At 41.7% G+C, this 17,519-nt stretch carries 15 protein-coding genes; 11 read left to right on the forward strand and 4 right to left on the reverse strand.

Annotated features, from left to right (window positions below):
- Nucleotides 1–50 precede the first annotated feature (50 nt).
- The 9 genes from nusA (at nt 51) to pnp (ending at nt 10,968) form a co-directional block, all read left to right on the forward strand.
- Nucleotides 51–1,535, forward strand: a complete 1,485-nt coding sequence (nusA, locus tag AK824_RS00375) for a transcription termination factor NusA (RefSeq protein WP_057757751.1) — start codon at nt 51–53, stop codon at nt 1,533–1,535.
- A gap of 147 nt (nt 1,536–1,682) precedes the next feature.
- Nucleotides 1,683–4,409: a translation initiation factor IF-2 gene (infB, locus tag AK824_RS00380; RefSeq protein ID WP_057757754.1), complete on the forward strand. Its 2,727-nt coding sequence runs from the start codon at nt 1,683–1,685 to the stop codon at nt 4,407–4,409.
- A 201-nt stretch (nt 4,410–4,610) separates the two neighbouring features.
- Complete coding sequence (locus tag AK824_RS00385; protein ID WP_057757756.1) at nt 4,611–5,000, forward strand: ribosome-binding factor A; 390 nt, start codon at nt 4,611–4,613, stop codon at nt 4,998–5,000.
- Nucleotides 5,001–5,009: 9 nt separating this feature from the next.
- Nucleotides 5,010–6,101: a tRNA pseudouridine(55) synthase TruB gene (gene truB / locus AK824_RS00390; RefSeq protein WP_057757759.1), complete on the forward strand. Its 1,092-nt coding sequence runs from the start codon at nt 5,010–5,012 to the stop codon at nt 6,099–6,101.
- A gap of 384 nt (nt 6,102–6,485) precedes the next feature.
- A complete protein-coding gene (locus AK824_RS00395; protein WP_057757762.1) occupies nt 6,486–7,010 on the forward strand; it encodes a type 1 glutamine amidotransferase domain-containing protein in 525 nt (174 codons plus the stop codon).
- Between the two features lie 91 nt (nt 7,011–7,101).
- A complete protein-coding gene (locus AK824_RS13480; RefSeq protein ID WP_156410669.1) occupies nt 7,102–7,263 on the forward strand; it encodes a hypothetical protein in 162 nt (53 codons plus the stop codon).
- A gap of 113 nt (nt 7,264–7,376) precedes the next feature.
- Nucleotides 7,377–7,553, forward strand: a complete 177-nt coding sequence (locus AK824_RS13615) for a hypothetical protein (protein WP_197411805.1) — start codon at nt 7,377–7,379, stop codon at nt 7,551–7,553.
- A gap of 377 nt (nt 7,554–7,930) precedes the next feature.
- Entirely contained in the window at nt 7,931–8,197 is a 267-nt protein-coding gene (gene rpsO, locus AK824_RS00400) for a 30S ribosomal protein S15 (protein ID WP_045443035.1), read from the forward strand.
- 668 nt (nt 8,198–8,865) lie between these two features.
- Nucleotides 8,866–10,968 carry a polyribonucleotide nucleotidyltransferase gene (gene pnp / locus AK824_RS00405; RefSeq protein ID WP_057757765.1) on the forward strand — a complete coding sequence of 701 codons (2,103 nt, stop codon included), beginning with the start codon at nt 8,866–8,868 and terminating at the stop codon, nt 10,966–10,968.
- 133 nt (nt 10,969–11,101) lie between these two features.
- Here the strand turns inward: pnp and AK824_RS00410 are convergent, their stop codons facing one another.
- The 4 genes from AK824_RS00410 to AK824_RS00425 all read right to left on the reverse strand — a co-directional run bounded on the left by AK824_RS00410 (nt 11,102) and on the right by AK824_RS00425 (nt 14,857).
- A complete protein-coding gene (locus AK824_RS00410) occupies nt 11,102–11,665 on the reverse strand; it encodes a hypothetical protein (protein WP_057757768.1) in 564 nt (187 codons plus the stop codon).
- Between the two features lie 29 nt (nt 11,666–11,694).
- Nucleotides 11,695–12,246, reverse strand: a complete 552-nt coding sequence (locus AK824_RS00415; protein WP_057757770.1) for a hypothetical protein — start codon at nt 12,244–12,246, stop codon at nt 11,695–11,697.
- Between the two features lie 142 nt (nt 12,247–12,388).
- A complete protein-coding gene (locus AK824_RS00420; protein WP_057757773.1) occupies nt 12,389–12,646 on the reverse strand; it encodes a YheV family putative zinc ribbon protein in 258 nt (85 codons plus the stop codon).
- On the reverse strand, nt 12,647–14,857 hold the full coding sequence (locus tag AK824_RS00425) for a M3 family metallopeptidase (RefSeq protein WP_057757776.1): 2,211 nt from the start codon (nt 14,855–14,857) through the stop codon (nt 12,647–12,649).
- A 490-nt stretch (nt 14,858–15,347) separates the two neighbouring features.
- Between AK824_RS00425 and AK824_RS00430 the strand changes: the two genes are divergently transcribed.
- Both AK824_RS00430 and AK824_RS00435 read left to right on the forward strand, forming a co-directional pair.
- Nucleotides 15,348–16,460, forward strand: a complete 1,113-nt coding sequence (locus AK824_RS00430; RefSeq protein ID WP_057757779.1) for an AOC03_06830 family ribosome hibernation factor — start codon at nt 15,348–15,350, stop codon at nt 16,458–16,460.
- A gap of 208 nt (nt 16,461–16,668) precedes the next feature.
- Complete coding sequence (locus AK824_RS00435; RefSeq protein WP_057757782.1) at nt 16,669–17,424, forward strand: endonuclease/exonuclease/phosphatase family protein; 756 nt, start codon at nt 16,669–16,671, stop codon at nt 17,422–17,424.
- Nucleotides 17,425–17,519 lie beyond the last annotated feature (95 nt).

A 17,519-nucleotide genomic window follows, 5' to 3' on the forward strand; every position in this document is an offset into this window, starting at 1 on the left:
ACCAAATTATAAAATTTAAGTCAATTAAAAAATGATAGGACAGGTATAGCATGAGTCGTGAAATCTTAACGGTAGTAGAAACTGTCAGTAATGAAAAGGGCTTAAATCCTGAAGATATCTTTGAAGCAATTGAAGACGCTTTGGTGGTATCGACTAAAAAGAAAGTATATACCGAGCAGCCAGAAGTGGCTGTACGGGTAGCAATCGACCGTGCAACTGGCGATTACGATACTTATCGTTACTGGACAGTGGTTGCAGATGAAGACCATGAAATGCCAGCTTGTCAGCTTGCTATCACCGATCTTGATCAGGAAGAATGGTCAATTGGTGATATTAAAGAAGAGCAAATTGAATCAATCGAATTTGGTCGTATTGCTGCTACTCAAGCCAAACAGGTCATCATTCAAAAGATTCGTGAAGCTGAGCGTGCACTAGTTGCAGACGCTTTCGAGCCGCGTGTTGGAGAGATGATGTATGGCGAAGTCAAAAAACAGACTCGTGATGGCTATATCATAGATTTGGGTGACAATGCCGAAGGTTACTTGTCACGTGATCAGATGTTGCCACGCGAACAACTACGTGCAAAATCGCGTATTAATGCCATCTTATATCATGTAAACCGTGAAAACCGCGGTGCACAGTTACTGTTATCTCGCACGCATCCTGAAATGCTATCAGCATTGATGCAAAAAGAAGTGCCTGAGATTGCAGAACAAATTATCGAAATTCGTAACGTCGCTCGTCTGCCAGGTACTCGTGCTAAAATAGCCGTGAAGACTAACGATCATCGTATTGATCCAGTTGGTGCCTGTATTGGTATGCGTGGTACACGTATCCAAGCAGTACAGCAAGAGTTAGACGGTGAGCGTATTGATGTCGTGGTATGGTCAGATGATCCTGCCCAGTTCATCATCAGCTCTCTAGAGCCTGCTGACGTAAGCAGTATCATTTTAGATGAAGATACGCAAACGGCAGACATTATCTTTAGCACCAATGATCAGTTGGCGCGTGCTATTGGCTCACAAGGTCAAAACGTACGTCTAGCGTCTGAGTTGACGGGCTATAAGCTTAATATGATGCTTGAAGAAGAGTATCAGCAACGTCAACAAAACGAATCGAAAGCGTTTATTGAATTATTCTATGAGCGCCTAGAAGTAGATAAAGATTTAGCACAGGCATTGGTTGATATTGGTTTTACCAGTATTGAAGAAGTGGCCTATGTGCCCGTTGAGACTTTCTATGATATTGAAGGTCTAGACGATGAAGCAATTGATATGATTCAAGAGCGTGCTAAAGAAGTCGTCATCGCTGATGAACTGGTCAAACAACAGAACATGAAAGAGCCAAGTCAAGAGCTTCAAGAGCTTGAAGGTATGACAGTCAGTTGGGCTTATAAAATGGCGCAAAAAGACATCATTACTGTTGATGACTTGGCAGAACAAGCCGTCTTCGATCTAGAAGATATCGAAGGATTAGACTCTGAAACTGCAGGAAAACTCATCATGAAAGCTCGGGAATCTTGGTTCGATGAATAAGCGGTAACTGCATATCGCTGTCTTTTGGTGATATGCTATTGAGAATAAAGTGCTGATATTATTTATAAGTATCAGCCTTAACCCAATCATTTGTAGCCAACAACTGAATTGAACATATAGCAAATAATAGACAGTAGGTGATAATAAATGGCAGATAAGACCGTCAAAGAACTGGCAGAAATGGTAGGCAAAACTACAGATGCTGTAAAGCAGCAATTAGTAGATGCTGGCCTGCCTGCTCGCGCAGAGGATGACCTAGTCACCGAGCTTGAGCAAGAAAAGCTGGTGACGTATTTAAAGCAAAGTCATGGTCAACAAGAAAAGCGTCGTATTAGTCTTAAATCTAAGACGACCAGTACTGCACGTGTGACCGGCTCTTCTGGTAAATCTAAGAGCGTCAACGTCGAAGTGCGTAAAAAGAAAGTATTTGAAAAGCCTGATCCAGAAAAAATGGCTGAAGAGCTAGCCGCTCGTGAGCAGGCTCTAATAGAGTCTCAAGAACGTGCAGCAAAAGAAGCTGAAGAACGCGCCGCTACTAAGAAGAAAGCGGAAGAGCGTCAAGCAGCAACGCTAGCAGCGATGCGTGCAAGCTTGGGCTCTAGCAAAAAATCAGACGACAAGAATGATGATATTTCTACATCAGTTGTCGTCAAAAAAGGCGGTAAAGCGACGGCTGAAGTTAAGCCTAAAGAACAGCCGAAGAAGAAAGTTGCTGCAACCAAGCCTAAAGTTGAAACCGCTGCTGAGCGTAAAGCTCGCGAGACTCGTGAGAAAGAAGAAGCGCGTCTGCGTGAAATCGAATTAGAAACCCGCCGCACACAAGCTGAAGAAGCGCAAAAGCGTACACTTGAGCAAATGCGTAAAATGGCTGGTAAATATACAGATCGTGAACCTGTTACTGAAGTACGTAAAGATGAGCCATTGGCTGAAGGTCTGGTCGGTGATGCACTAGAAGAGTCTTTCGAAAAAGAACGTCGCGAAATCAAACGTGGTTCGAACAGTACTGGTACTCGTGGTCGTCGTCGTAAGAACCAAGATGAGCGCGAAATCAAAAACCGCAAAAACGGTTTGCGTTCAACTCAGGCATCACAGCATAAGTTTGAAAAACCTGTCGAAAAAATCGTCTATGATGTCGAGATTAGTGAGCAAATTTCAGTTGCCGATCTTGCTCAGCGTATGGCGGTTAAAGCTCGCGAAGTAACCAAATTACTTATGAAAATGGGTGAAATGGCTCGTGAGTCAGATACGATTGATCAAGCAACCGCAAGCTTGCTTGTTGAAGAAATGGGTCACAACCCAGTACCAGTTAGTGATACTAAAGTTGAAGATGACTTACAGTACGCAGTTGATGAGCGTAGTAGTAACATCCAGACTCGTCCACCGGTAGTAACTATCATGGGTCACGTCGATCATGGTAAGACATCACTACTAGATAAAATTCGTGAAACGAAAGTTGCTAATGGTGAAGCGGGCGGCATTACACAGCATATCGGTGCTTACCATGTAAAAACTGATCGCGGTGTTATTACTTTCCTTGATACTCCAGGTCACGCAGCGTTTAGCGCAATGCGTTCACGTGGTGCTCAAGCGACTGATATCGTTGTATTGGTGGTTGCAGCTGACGATGGCATGATGCCACAAACAGCAGAAGCAATTGATCATGCACGTGCAGCTGGTACGCCAATCATTGTTGCTATCAACAAAATGGATAAGCCAGGTGCTGATCCTGACCGTGTTCTTAATGAATTAACGACGAAAGAAGTTGTTTCAGAAGAATGGGGCGGCGATACACCAATGGCTCGTATCTCAGCCAAAACAGGCGAAGGTATCGAAGACTTACTAGAATTCATTAGCTTACAAGCTGAGCTAATGGAACTAGAAGCGCCATTAGACGGTGCTGCTCAGGGTGTGGTTATTGAGTCAAGACTTGAAAAAGGTCGTGGTCCTGTCGTTAGTGTCCTAGTGAAAAAAGGTACATTGAAACAAGGCGACTTGGTTCTAGCTGGTGAGCACTATGGTAAAGTTCGTGCATTAACAGACGAGCATGGCCAACGTATCAAATCAGCTGGTCCTTCTATCCCTGTAGAGATTTTAGGTTTGCCTGAGACACCTGCTGCTGGTAGTGAGTTCCTAGTGGTAACGGATGAGAAAAAAGCTCGTGAAGTTGCGGACTTTAGAACCAACCGTGAGCGTGAGCGTCAACTTGAGCGTCAAAATGCCATGCGTTTAGAAAGCATGTTTGACCAGATGGGCCAAGGCGATGTGTCATTCTTGAATATCGTACTAAAAACAGACGTACGTGGTTCACTTGAGGCACTACTAGCCGCCCTAAACGAATTGTCTACTGACGAAGTAAAAGTCAGAGTGATCAGTTCAGGCGTTGGTCCTATCTCTGAGTCTGATGTAACCCTTGCAGAATCGAGTGAAGCAGTACTATTAGGCTTCAACGTTCGTGCAGATGCTACCGCACGCCGCAAAGCAGACACTGCTAACATGGATATTCGCTACTATAGCGTAATCTATGGTTTGATCGATGATGTTAAATCAGCAATGAGCGGTATGCTTGCTCCTGAACATCGTGAGAAAATCCTTGGTGTTGCAGACGTTCGTGAAGTATTCCGTTCTAGTAAGTTCGGTGCTGCTGCTGGTTGTATGGTGGTCGAAGGTACAATCTATCGCAACAAACCTATCCGCGTATTGCGTGATGACCAAGTTATCTTTACTGGTCAATTGCAATCATTGCGTCGTTACAAAGAAGACGTTAATGAAGTACGTACTGGTATGGAATGTGGTTTGGCTGTTCGTGGCTATGATGTTGAAGCTGGCGATAAGATCGAAGTCTTTGAAATTCAAGAGTTTGCACGTACTATCTAAAGCTGCTGTTCGATAGCAGAGTATGTATTAATGCAATATGCGTAATCCGCTGAGCTATTTAGATACTTTGCTAATATTCAGCTGTACTTAGGCCTAACAGGTACATCCTGCTAGGCCTTTTTTAGCATATATCAGTGCAACATCTATTAATTAGCAGACTTATACAGTAATAAAATAAGCCCATTAAAGTAAGGTAACAACATGAACCAACGTTTACAAAGATTGTCGGATCAGATTCAGCGTGAGCTTGCTGTTCTTATTCGCGATGAAGTCAATGACCCTCGTCTAACGGGTTTTGTCACGATCTCTAGTGTCAAAGTGAGCCCAGATTTAGGTTATGCGGACGTCTATGTCACTATCATGGAGCCTGAGCTCAATGATGCTATGAACAAGACCAACCATGAAGAAAGCATCAAAGTATTGAATAAAGCGGCAGGGTTTTTGCGTACGGAATTAAGCCATAGCTTAAAGACACGTACTACGCCGCGCTTACGTTTTCATTACGATGAAGTAACGGCTCGTGGTAACTATATGATGGACTTGATTAGTAAGGCCGTGACTAAAACTGAGCAAAACAAGAATGACGAGTAAATTATTATTATGTCTATAGCGTCTAAGCAAGTTGATAAAAAAGCCAATAAAGTACCTGAAAAAGTAAAAGTTTCAGGTGTCATATTGGTGGATAAACCCAAAGGTATGACCTCGCAGCAAGTCGTGTCAAAAGTGAAGTATTTATTTAAGTCACCGATACACGATAGTAAAAAGGCAGGGCATACAGGAACGCTTGATCCGATGGCAACTGGCCTGTTGCCTATTTGCTTGGGCGAAGCCACCAAGTTTAGCCATTATCAACTGGATGCTGATAAATCTTATCAAGCGACTATCTTGCTAGGTAGTCAAACCGATACTGGTGATGCTGATGGCCAAATCGTAACGCAAGCTTCTATACCAGTATTTGATGAAGCCTCATTGGCGACTATTGCACAGCAGTTTTTGGGTGCTCAGCAGCAGATACCACCGATGTACTCAGCGCTAAAAAAAGACGGTAAAAAACTGTATGAATATGCCCGCGCGGGCATTGAAGTTGATAGGCCGCCTAGAAATATCACGATTAAAGCAATCAATCTACAGATGATAGATGACACCCAGATTAATCTAACGGTTACTTGTACGAAAGGTACTTACGTACGTGTATTAGCAGAAGATATTGCAAAGCAGTTAGGTACGCTAGGACATTTGACGGCATTACGCCGTACACAAGTAGGGAGCTTTAGCATTGATGATGCGATCGCTTTATCATCGTTAGAAGAGCATGGTTTAGAGGAGCGTCAGTCTTGGCTACTGCCCATTGACGCTTGTATTGATATCAATGCTGAACTGACGCTGACAGAGGAGCAATGCGCTCGCGTACATATGGGGCAGCGCCTAAACGTATTTGATGAGCTGACAGGTAAGCTCAAAAATTATGTTGCTAATATGGTTTCTAACCAGCTGTCTAATGATAGTTCTGTCGGTATTGATGGTGACGCTAGTACCAATGGTAAAGCTGATACTGGTCTTGATGCGCCTCAGCCATTAGAGCATGAAATACCTATTGATATACGTTTGCTTAATGAGCAGGGAGAGTTTCTTGGTCTGGGGTCTGTGAGCTTAAACGGACGTCTACAACCTAAGAAATTGATTCAGCGCTAATAGTGACGTTTTCATCAATGTTACTTAAATAGAGAAACTACCACTTAACATTGACCTGATTTACTAATAGTTTACACTAATCACATACCGTCACATTTTATTGCAGGTTTCGCCTATGGTGAAACCTGTTTTTTTTGTACTCTAGATTCATCAGATAAGGAATGCTGAGCTAAAAAATAAAACGGATAAATATCATAAAAATAAAAAATTGCTATAAAGCAAATAATTAAAAATAGACAATCAAAAGAAAAAAATAATGTAGAAAGGACGCATTTGAATAAAAATGAAATAGTTCAAAGGAAAATGTGCTACTGAATAATAATAAAACTAACTTATAAAAATATACTGGCTCACACAAACTAATAGATAAGAAGAAGGAAAGTTATGAAAACGATCGCTTTTTTACTGCATAACCACTTTGAACAAGCAGAGTACGAAGACGTCAATAATCAGCTAAAAGACAAAGGTTACAAGACACTTCTCATAACAACAAATGATAAAAAAGAAGTGCAAGCCATGCAGCAAGATGTGGATAAAAGTGATACTTTTACTGCCGATATCTTTGCAGAAGATGCCAACGTCTCTGACTATGATGCATTGGTGTTACCAGGTGGTACTGTCAACGCTGATACTATTCGTGGTAACGAAAAGGCTCATCAAATTATCAACGCTATCAATAAAGCAGGAAAGCCATTAGCTGTGATTTGTCATGCTCCTTGGGTTCTCATCAATACAGGTATTGCTAAAGGCAAAACCCTTACCGCTTACCCTACATTGCAACTAGATTTAGAAAATGCTGGAGCAAACTATGTAGATAAGACAGTACAAGTAGATGGTAATCTCATTACATCGCGTAACCCAGACGATATACCCAATTTTGTTGATGCTATAGATAAAGCATTATCTTAGAATTTTGAATTCTGACTAAACAAGTTCATTAAGTACTATTAAATTTCAACTCCGTATAACTTATATTTATAATCATAACTAAGGAAATACTATGTCAAATTCTAACCCAAACGATACTAAGCTTGAGCAACAGCGTTCTGATTCAGCAGAAGCAGCGCTTAAAGGTCAAACTGAAGACAATCATAATGAAAACAGCGAAGCAGCAGCAGAACGTATCGCAGCTAACTTAGAAGATGAGAAAGAAGACAAGTAAGTTTTTAATATGTCACCTGTAATAGGTGGCGTTGATACGTTTATAGTTTGCACGTCTTATGATCGATGAGTGCAACTACAGTTAGTCCACAGAACAATAATTTAGGAGCTAATATGAGTAATTCACCGAACAATATGGACGAGCAGGAAAAAGAGATTGAAAAGCTTGCAGAAGAAATCAATCCAAGTGAGCATACTGCCCCAGAAAGTCTAGCGGAAGTGACTACTGCTGCGCCTCTTGAAGATGATGAACTAGGCGGCAATGCGACAGAGTCTAACGCTAATAATTAGCCTAGGTAGGATCTTAATAGATAGTTATCTATTAAATACTAGTTACCAGAGACCAAAGGTAGCGTTACAAGTATTATGAAAAACTGCTGCTAGTTCAGCAGTTTTTTGTTATAATTACCCCCACATTTAAATTAGGTTTTGATGATGTACTGTAGGTAGCTCATTACTTTGATTAAGTAGTGCTATAGCTAAATGCAATGTACGATTTAGAACATACTAAATGGTTGTTAACTGAGCTTGTCGTACACTAGGTCAACTCTAGTAATGCAGGGTTGTCCTGAATGGCGTACAGGTTATTTTATTTATTATTCTATTGCTTTAATACTGACGCAAATTGCAGTCCGTTTTTAGAGTTATTAGCATTGCCGGAGATATTTATGCTAACTAATACCGATCGTGAACAAATCATCGCTCAATACCAACGTGGCGAAAATGACACTGGTTCTCCAGAAGTTCAAGTAGCTTTGTTGAGTGCTCGTATCAATGATTTGCAGAACCACTTTAAAGCACACAAAGCTGACCATCATAGCCGTCGCGGTCTTATCCGCATGGTTAACACGCGTCGTAAACTGCTTGATTACTTAAAAGGTAAAGACCTTGGTCGTTACACTACTCTAATCAGCCAGTTAGGTCTACGTCGTTAATCTAACGACAATAGTACGAGTGGATGCTGAATTTTTCGCTAAATCGCTTGGAACTTGTTTGTTATTATCGATAAAATAGATTTTTCCAAAAACGGTGTGGAATAGTTTCACGCCGTTTTTTTATGCTTATTCGTTTTAGATACAGTGCTCAAATAGTAAGAGCTATAATTCCTTCTATAAAATAGCTAAGAGGAATATTGGTATAAACTGTACTAATCAAGCCTCAAATGCGACATTTTCTGACGATAATTGCGCTACTGTGCAATTAATTGGTCAATGGCTATAAATCACTGTAAAATAATGCCTTGTGAGTTTGATAGCGCATCTGCTACAGATATGGCGATTATTGATAAGATACTTATTATTTGGCTTGGTAATCGGCGCAGATAGCTGATATTTGAAAGTTCAGAAAATAGCCTGTAGGGTTTTTAGCATCGAAGTCTTTTGACTTAACGTCTTTTTGATAGTATTTATAGTAAAGCCAAAATTGCACGACCGAATATACATAATAGTACGATGTCTAACTCAGACAAATATATGAGATAACCAAGTAACGTTATTGGCATTGGTTGCGATGATTTCTAATAGAAAGCATGTCAACTGATAGCCATATACACAGAATTTTAATGACAGATATCAGTTTTGTCAGTCAACATTAGGAAGATTATATGACAATGTTCAACACCATTAAGCGTGAATTTCAGTATGGCAACCAGCAGGTTGTTATCGAGACAGGCCGTATTGCCCGTCAAGCAAACTCTATTTTAGTACACATGGGCGGCGTAACAGTATTAGTTGCAGCAGTCGTAAAATCAGAAGCTAAAGAAGGTCAAAACTTCTTTCCGCTAACGGTTAATTATCAAGAAAAAATGTATGCAGCGGGTAAAATTCCAGGTGCTTATGGCAAACGTGAAGGCCGTGCGAGCGAATTTGAAACCTTAACTTCACGCTTGATTGACCGTCCGATTCGTCCGCTATTCCCAGAAGGCTACGTAAACGAAATCCAAATTACCGCAACAGTTGTATCATCAGATAAAACTCAGTCTGCAGATATCGCTGCACTAATCGGTGCTTCAGCAGCATTGGCTATCTCTGATGCGCCATTTAATGGTCCTGTTGCTGCCGCTCGTGTTGGTTTCATTAACGGTGAATACGTTCTAAACCCAACGTCTGAGCAGCTTGAGAGTAGTGATCTAGACTTGGTTGTCGCTGGTACGAAATCTGCCGTATTGATGGTTGAGTCTGAAGCAGCAGAGCTATCAGAAGACCAGATGCTAGGTGCGGTACTATATGGCCATCAGCAACAACAAATCGTTATTGATAATATCGCGTCAATGGCTGAAGAAATTGGTACTGCTAAGCAGCAGTATTCTGCACCTGAGCGTGACCAGGCGCTTACTAGCAGCATGAAAGAGCAGTTCGGCGAGCAAGTTGCTGACGCTTATACCATTACTGATAAGCAAGCGCGTTACACTAAACTTGACGAAATTAAGCAATCAATTATTGATGCACTTGCTGGTGATGCCGAATCAGAAGGCTATGCTGATACCGTATCTGAGCTTAAAGAAATCTATAACGACCTTAAATATCGTACTGTTCGTGACAATATCTTGTCAGGTAAACCGCGTATCGATGGTCGTGATCCTGAGACAGTTCGTGCGCTTGACGTACAAGTTGGTGTGTTGCCATACACGCATGGTTCAGCACTGTTTACTCGCGGTGAGACGCAGGCATTGGTTACGACTACGCTCGGCAACAGTCGTGATGTCAATATGATTGATTCGTTAGGTGGCACGATTCGTGACCATTTCATGCTACATTACAACTTCCCGCATTTCTCAGTTGGTGAAACGGGTCGTGAAGGTATTCCAAAACGTCGTGAAATCGGTCATGGCCGCCTTGCACGTCGCGGTGTACAAGCAATGCTACCAGATAGTGAACGCTTCCCGTATGTTATCCGTGTGGTATCAGAGATTACTGAATCTAATGGTTCATCTTCTATGGCATCTGTTTGTGGCGCAAGCTTGGCATTGATGGACGCAGGTGTACCATTAAAAGCACCAGTTGCTGGTATCGCGATGGGTCTGGTTAAAGAAGGTGATCGTTTTGCTGTATTGTCAGACATCTTGGGTGATGAAGATCATCTAGGTGATATGGACTTTAAAGTAGCTGGTTCTAAAAACGGTATCACTGCACTTCAGATGGATATCAAAATCGAAGGTATTACCCCTGACATCATGGAGCAAGCGCTTAAACAAGCTCATGCAGGTCGTATCCATATCCTAGAAGCAATGAACCAAGTATTGCCTGAGAGCCGTACTGAAATCAATGCTCATGCACCAAACTACGCGGTTATCGAAATCAACCCAGACAAGATTCGTGACGTTATCGGTAAAGGCGGCGCAACTATCCGTCAGCTAACGGAAGAAACTGGCGCGGTTATCGATATCGATGATGCAGGTACTATCCGTATCTTTGGTGAAAATAAAGCAGCTACCAAAGCCGCTATCGGTAAAATAGAAGCATTAACTGCTGAAGTTGAAGTTGGTAAGACTTATGAAGGTACGGTTGCTCGTATCGTAGACTTTGGTGCATTTGTTAACGTATTACCAAACACCGATGGTCTAGTGCATATTTCACAAATCGCAGAAGAGCGCGTAGAAAATGTATCAGACTATCTAAAAGAAGGCCAAGTCGTTAAAGTACTCGTACAAGACGTTGACAACCGTGGTCGTATCAAACTTACTATGAAAGGTGTTGAGCAAAACTAAGGCTCAGTATTTGATGTAGTTTGACCCAAAAAAACCGCCTTGAGTACTCATAAAGAGTATTTCAAGGCGGTTTTTTTTATCTTTAAAAACGATAACTGAGCAATTCATAATCAGTTTATAAGTAATAGTCTGTTTATAAGCTGATGCTTTTTGGGACGTGCACATCGATACGTAGCTTTGGTAGGTCTTGTAAATAGGTAGTCAGTAATGGCAATGTATCAGTCTGCCAATCTAGAGGCAGAGAATTTGTTTCAGTACTTTGGTGAGTTGCAGTATCACGTGGATTATCAAAAATAAGTGGACGTGCCAATAGTGCAACTCTGCGTATGCCTTTATAACGTATGAGCGGCATCATCTGCTGTTGTAGATCAATCAAGGCAGTGGTGAACCAACGCGTACGCGCAGGATGGTATGGGTGATTCGATACCACAAGGTTAGCGATATAGCTTGGCTGATTGCCATTACTACTGATACCCAGACCTGCTTGCTCACGCATGCGCTTATGTAGTAAGCAGCTGCCAATATTTAAGCTACCATCACGGCAAGCACGATGATAGCGATGATAGTTATCAGGGTACAAGGTTTTGGCTCGTGCAAGGACAGGGTCCAATAGAACGCCAGCGTTATTGACAGGTAATATGAGCAGTTGTGCTCTACTATTCAATATAGACGCATGCGTAAGTTGCAGGTTCGCCATCCTAAGCCTCTTTATCAGAAATGCTGTTTTTATTGTGGCTCTGTTTGACCAGCGCCATCTGCTTCTAGCTGTGCTATTTGCTGTTCGAGTAGGGCGATCTCTTCTGCTTTCATATCGGTGAGTTTTTTACTCATGGCTAATTGCTCAGCAGCCAGCTTTTCTTGTTCAGCTAAGCGCTTACGCTCATCTTCTAAACGATCAATCTCTTCTTTGGCTAGGCTGTCAGTCTTTGGTATAGGCGCGTTTAAGATAGCGGCGGGGCTGGGTAGTTCAGTGCTTACACTCTCATCTAAAATGACACTTTCATTCATGTCTTCGCTATCATCAATGATAATATCGTGCTCGTCATTGGTCATGTCTTTTGAATTTGAAGCGGCTTTAGCGGCCTCAGTTTGCTCAGCCATTGTTGGTGATTTGCTAATAGGTAAGACAGGATCTGGTTGAGGCTTCGCCCAAATAAAGTAAGCCACAGCGATAAGTAGCAACGCAAAAATAAGGGTAATCCAAACTCGTCGGCCAGCTTTTGCAGAGGTTGCTCTAGAAGACTTGGTAGATAAAGGACGCATTTTTTTACGGTTCATATTATGATCGATTTATGTCAAGACTATAAGTAGACATACTATAGCAAACTCAAAATAAAAAGCCTATCTATTGATAGATAGGCTTAATAGACCATTAAATAATAAAGGATTTAATCTGTTTTTAGATATGAAAACTAAATAACTAAGGCTTAAATTTTACAGTACCGCTGGTGCCAGTTGCCATCGCATCACGAGCCATTTGATCTTCTAAATGGTTCTTTGCACTAATGGCATCAGGATCTGGGCGGTGCTCTGTGTGTCCGCACTGAGTACATTCAATATACTCATCTGGGGCAGGAATCACGATATTAACTTGCACCACAGCGTCCATCTCCTGACATTTCGGACAACGTACCCCTGCTAAAAATCGGCGCTTAGGACTAGATGACTGATAACGCATTTAAATGACCTCGCGAGTCGTTTGAGTATTTGCCGCATCAATATTTTTAACATCAGTAAAACCATTATGACGTAGCAAAGCATCGATACTGGCGCTACGACCGCGGAAGTTTTCAAAGTTGGTTTTCGCTGGGAAACTGCCGCCAACAGATAAGATGGACTCACGGAATGCTTTGCCTGTCGCTGGGTTGAAAATACCGTCTTCTTCAAACTTGCTAAACGCATCAGCTGATAGCAGTTCCGCCCATTTATATGAGTAATAACCTGCAGCATAACCACCCGCGAAGATATGACTGAAACCATTAGCAAAACGGTTATAGTCAGGCGTTTGCATAACGGAGATATCATTACGGACAGTATTGAGCGTCTCTAAAATACCATCATAATTAAGTGCTGGCGTATGAGCATGAATGAGCAAATCAAATAGAGCAAACTCAATCTGACGTAGCGTTTGCATGCCGCTTTGGAAATTTTTCACTGCTAATAGTGCATCGAGCTTGTCTTTAGGTAATGGCTCACCAGTCTCAACGTGGCTGCTGATAAGGGCGATGCCTTCAGCGTCCCAAGCCCAATTTTCCATAAATTGACTAGGAAGCTCGACCGCATCCCATTCAACGCCATTGACACCAGCGACATCGCCCACCGTGACTTGAGTCAATAAATGATGCAAGCCATGACCAAACTCGTGGAATAAGGTTAATACTTCATCATGGGTCAATAAACTAGGTTTGCCATCAAGTGCTGGCGTGAAATTACCAACCATGAAGCAAACAGGCAGCTGCTGATGGTTTTGTTCTTCATAGCTATAGCGAGATTGGAAACCACTCATCCATGCACCGCCACGCTTACCACTACGTGCAAACAAGTCAAAGTAGAAGCCACCGAGCAAGCGATCATCAGCATCAAATAATTGATAAAAACTCACATCGTCATGCCAGCGAGAGACTGAGTCACTTTCTGCATCTTTATAACTTTGCTCTTGTACTTTGATACCGTATAGACGCTCAACGATAGTGAATAAGCCATTAATCACTTTGGGTAATGGGAAGTATGGACGAATCTCCTCTTGCGATAAGCTGAATTCACTTTGTTTTACCTTTTCAGCGATGTAGGCGCTATCCCACGGCTGCAACTCGTCAATGCCATAATCGCTTGCGTATTTCTGTAGCTGTGCCAAATCTGCTTTGGCAGCAGGGGTTGCTTGCGTTGCTAAGTCACGTAAGAATGTTTCAACTTCTAAAACGCTATCTGCCATCTTAGTCGATAGCGATACTTCGGCATAATTTGCAAAACCAAGTAGCTTGGCTTTTTGCTCACGTAATGAGAGTATTTGACTCATATTGTCAGCGTTATTTAATGAGTTGCCTTTTGCATTGGTATGCGTATCAAACTCAGAGGCGCGTGTGACGTAAGCATGATACAGCGTCTCACGTAGGCTACGATCGTCCGCATGAGTCATGATCGCTAGATATACAGGAATATTTAAACTGGCCACATAGTAAGGAGTAGGAAGTGCATCTATATCGGCTTGGCTAAGAGCACCGCTAGCAAGCTCACGCGCTTTGTATTGCTCGCCTGCATCTGCCAATAGTGCCAGACCGCTCTCTGTTAAACCTTTTAACTGAGAGTCTTCTAAAGGCAGGGAAAATGCTTGCGTCGCATCCAAGATATTGTCCGAAAAGGTTGCAGACAGGGTAGATAACTCACTTTGGATAGCGGCAAATTTTTCTTGCTCAGCTTGAGGTAATGCAACGCCTGATAATTCAAAGCTACGTAAAGCCAGTTCGATTGCACGTGCACGAGCAGACTCTAATGTAGCAAAGAAATCTGTGTCATTGACGATAGCTTGATAGCGATTAAACAAAGGCTGATGCTGTCCAACTCGCGTACCGTAAGCAGATAGTTTTGGTAGCAGTTCATGGTGAACATGACGAATTTCATCATTGCTCATCACGCTATTGAGATGCGACAAAATACCCCAACTACGATCTAATGCCAAATTGATATGATCAAAGCTCATCACATCTGCCAAAGCTTGTTCACCGCTTATTTTTTCAGCACTTATTTTTTCAGCACTGTCGCTTTCTATCACGGTTAAGGTATCTAAAAAAGCATTGGCAGCGTCAATAGCATCAATCACTTGGTTCTGTAACGTACGCGGCGCAGTGTCGGCAAAATCGACAAGGCGTAAATCTAAAGGAGAAGATGTCATATAGGTATCCGATATCAATGAATTATTATTAATCAAAATGAGAAAAGTCTGGCTACTATTGAAATATACAGTGTGTTCTTATTTTATATATAGATTATATAAAAGATGGGTTCGTTTGGTAAAAATACAACCTAAGCACTTTTATACGATTCAAGTAATTAGGACAGTGCTAGCAATTTGGAAGTAAATATCGAAATTCTGATACTTAGATTCTACTTTTCAAGATAATTATCTGAATATGTAGTTATGCTCGCTAAGGCAGTTCTTTAACAATATAGAGTGCTCTACTTACAAAGCGCTATCATTTGCTTGCAAATTAACCCTACAGGGAGTGGGGTATAGCTGTTAGCATCAAGATAATGGAATTTAAATATTATGCATCGACAGGATGCAAGAAAAACACGGATAGAAATTTCTACACTTATAACAGTATATGAGTGAAGAGATACATAAAGTTAAAAATGAACGATAATAAAACAAGGAGCAATATATGAAAGCGACTCTTAAAAGTTTACGTGAAACTAAAGCTAACCCTGCAGTAAGTATCTTTGTTAAAACGCATCGTGAACATCCAGCTAATGAGCAAGATCCTATCGCTCTAAAAAACCAATTGAAAGTTGCCGAAGATCGTTTGACGAAAGAATACGATAAACGTACAGCGACTACCATTCTAGATAACATTCAAAATAAAATCAGTGAGCTCAATCACAATTATAATCTCGATACATTAGCTATATTTGCTAGTACAGATGATGTGCAAGTTATTCGTATGCCAATTGATACAATGGAACGTGTTGTGATCTCAGATAGGTTTGCTACGCGTGACTTGGTTCGTGATATGGCAAGTGCGGTTCATTATTATACGGTGGTCTTAACCCGTGACAATGCTCGTTTGATCGAAGCATCTAATGACCGTGTTGTGAGAGAATTCGATAAAGATGACGATGCACAAAACAATATGGAGAACATTCAGTTCCCTGTCGAAAACAACGGTCTATACACAACAGGTGACGGTGGCTCAGATCGTTCATCAAACAACGAAAGCAGTCACTTAAAAGAATTCTTTAACCAAGTTGATAAAAGCGTCCAAGAACTCTGGGGCGAGCATAAAATGCCTCTAGTCATAGTTGGTGATGCAAAAAATATTGGCTACTACAAAGAAGTCTGTGATCGTCCAGATAATATCATCGCTACAGTATCGAATGCCACCAATCTAGAGGATGGTAGTGCACAGCATATTGTCGATAGTGTACAAGAAGCGGTAGAAGAATATCGTACATCATTACATCATGCTGCTTTGGGTGAAATCGATAAAGCTCGCGGTGCGAATATGTTGCAGACTGATTTGCAGGAAGTGTATCGCAGTGCTTTCCAAGGGGCTGGCGAGACGCTTTATGTACGCCGTGGTTATATACAATCCGCTAAGATTGACGAGAAAGCTCAGACTCTAAGTCCTGCCAATGATGCGACTACAGAAGGCATCACAGACGATGCAATCGGCGAAATCATCGAACACGTCATTCATAATGGCGGCGAAGCTGTATTTATGCCACAAGACATCATGGGTGAAGATCAACCAATAGCGTTAGTAACTCGATACTAATCTGACGATGACACCTATACGCGATGTTCATTTATGAGTCAGCCATTTATGAATTAGCCATTGATAATACATAGGTGTAATATGAGAGCATTGGTTCAATACGAGCCAGTGCTCTTTTTATGTCTGTCATTACCATCACTATGGGTGCTATCGTAGCTGAGCTATTGATCTTTACTCCATAAATAATGAGCGTACAACTAACCAAACTATGACTACCACCTCTTTTGTTTTAACCAGCTACAACATTCACAAAGGCATGTCACCGCTGAATCGCCAAGTGAAGATGCAAGGTATTGCTCAGGCGCTAGAGTCTGTGGGTTCAGACGTACTGTGTTTGCAAGAAGTGCAAGGCCAAAACCTTAAACGCAATATGCAATACAACGAGTACCCAGATCAATCGCAGCATGAATGGTTCGGCGAATTTTTAGATTTGCAAAACAGTTACGGTAAAAACTCCGAATACGAAAACGGCCACCACGGCAATGCAGTATTGAGCCGCTTTCCGCTAGACCCCAAACACAATGTAAATATTACGGTCAACAAGCTTGAGCAGCGCGGTGTCTTGCACTGTGAGGTACAGCCTATCGATTGGGAAATGCCAGTTGTGGTGCTGTGCGCACATTTAAATTTATTTGAGCGTGATCGTATCAAGCAGTATCAAGCGATTAGTGACTATGTTCGAAATGAGATTGCGCCAGAGCAGCCACTTATCTTGGCAGGCGATTTTAACGATTGGAAAAAGATGTCTTGTGACAAACTGGCGTCAGATCTAGGCATGATAGAAGCGTTCAAGCATTGTCATGGCAAGCTGTTGCCAACCTTTCCCGCAAAACTGCCAGTACTTAGCTTGGATCGTATCTATGTGCGCAATTTGCTTGTGAAGGATGCTTGGGTACACACTGGAAAACCTTGGTCATCGCTATCAGATCATCTGCCCATTAGCGCAGAGCTGATGCTGCCTTAATACCTAACTATAATAATTCGTCTAAATGTATTATATTGGCAATCTATCGATATATGAACAATTGTCTTTATTGATCATATTATTGATTAACCATG

The organism is Psychrobacter sp. P11G3, from assembly GCF_001435845.1.
In the GTDB taxonomy this organism is placed as follows: domain Bacteria; phylum Pseudomonadota; class Gammaproteobacteria; order Pseudomonadales; family Moraxellaceae; genus Psychrobacter.

Coding starts and splice junctions, on each gene's coding strand:
- nusA (WP_057757751.1), top strand. CDS start 51: ATGAGTCGTGAAATCTTAACGGTAGTAGAAACTGTCAGTAATGAAAAG.
- infB (WP_057757754.1), top strand. CDS start 1,683: ATGGCAGATAAGACCGTCAAAGAACTGGCAGAAATGGTAGGCAAAACT.
- AK824_RS00385 (WP_057757756.1), top strand. CDS start 4,611: ATGAACCAACGTTTACAAAGATTGTCGGATCAGATTCAGCGTGAGCTT.
- truB (WP_057757759.1), top strand. CDS start 5,010: ATGTCTATAGCGTCTAAGCAAGTTGATAAAAAAGCCAATAAAGTACCT.
- AK824_RS00395 (WP_057757762.1), top strand. CDS start 6,486: ATGAAAACGATCGCTTTTTTACTGCATAACCACTTTGAACAAGCAGAG.
- AK824_RS13480 (WP_156410669.1), top strand. CDS start 7,102: ATGTCAAATTCTAACCCAAACGATACTAAGCTTGAGCAACAGCGTTCT.
- AK824_RS13615 (WP_197411805.1), top strand. CDS start 7,377: ATGAGTAATTCACCGAACAATATGGACGAGCAGGAAAAAGAGATTGAA.
- rpsO (WP_045443035.1), top strand. CDS start 7,931: ATGCTAACTAATACCGATCGTGAACAAATCATCGCTCAATACCAACGT.
- pnp (WP_057757765.1), top strand. CDS start 8,866: ATGACAATGTTCAACACCATTAAGCGTGAATTTCAGTATGGCAACCAG.
- AK824_RS00410 (WP_057757768.1), bottom strand. CDS start 11,665: ATGGCGAACCTGCAACTTACGCATGCGTCTATATTGAATAGTAGAGCA.
- AK824_RS00415 (WP_057757770.1), bottom strand. CDS start 12,246: ATGAACCGTAAAAAAATGCGTCCTTTATCTACCAAGTCTTCTAGAGCA.
- AK824_RS00420 (WP_057757773.1), bottom strand. CDS start 12,646: ATGCGTTATCAGTCATCTAGTCCTAAGCGCCGATTTTTAGCAGGGGTA.
- AK824_RS00425 (WP_057757776.1), bottom strand. CDS start 14,857: ATGACATCTTCTCCTTTAGATTTACGCCTTGTCGATTTTGCCGACACT.
- AK824_RS00430 (WP_057757779.1), top strand. CDS start 15,348: ATGAAAGCGACTCTTAAAAGTTTACGTGAAACTAAAGCTAACCCTGCA.
- AK824_RS00435 (WP_057757782.1), top strand. CDS start 16,669: ATGACTACCACCTCTTTTGTTTTAACCAGCTACAACATTCACAAAGGC.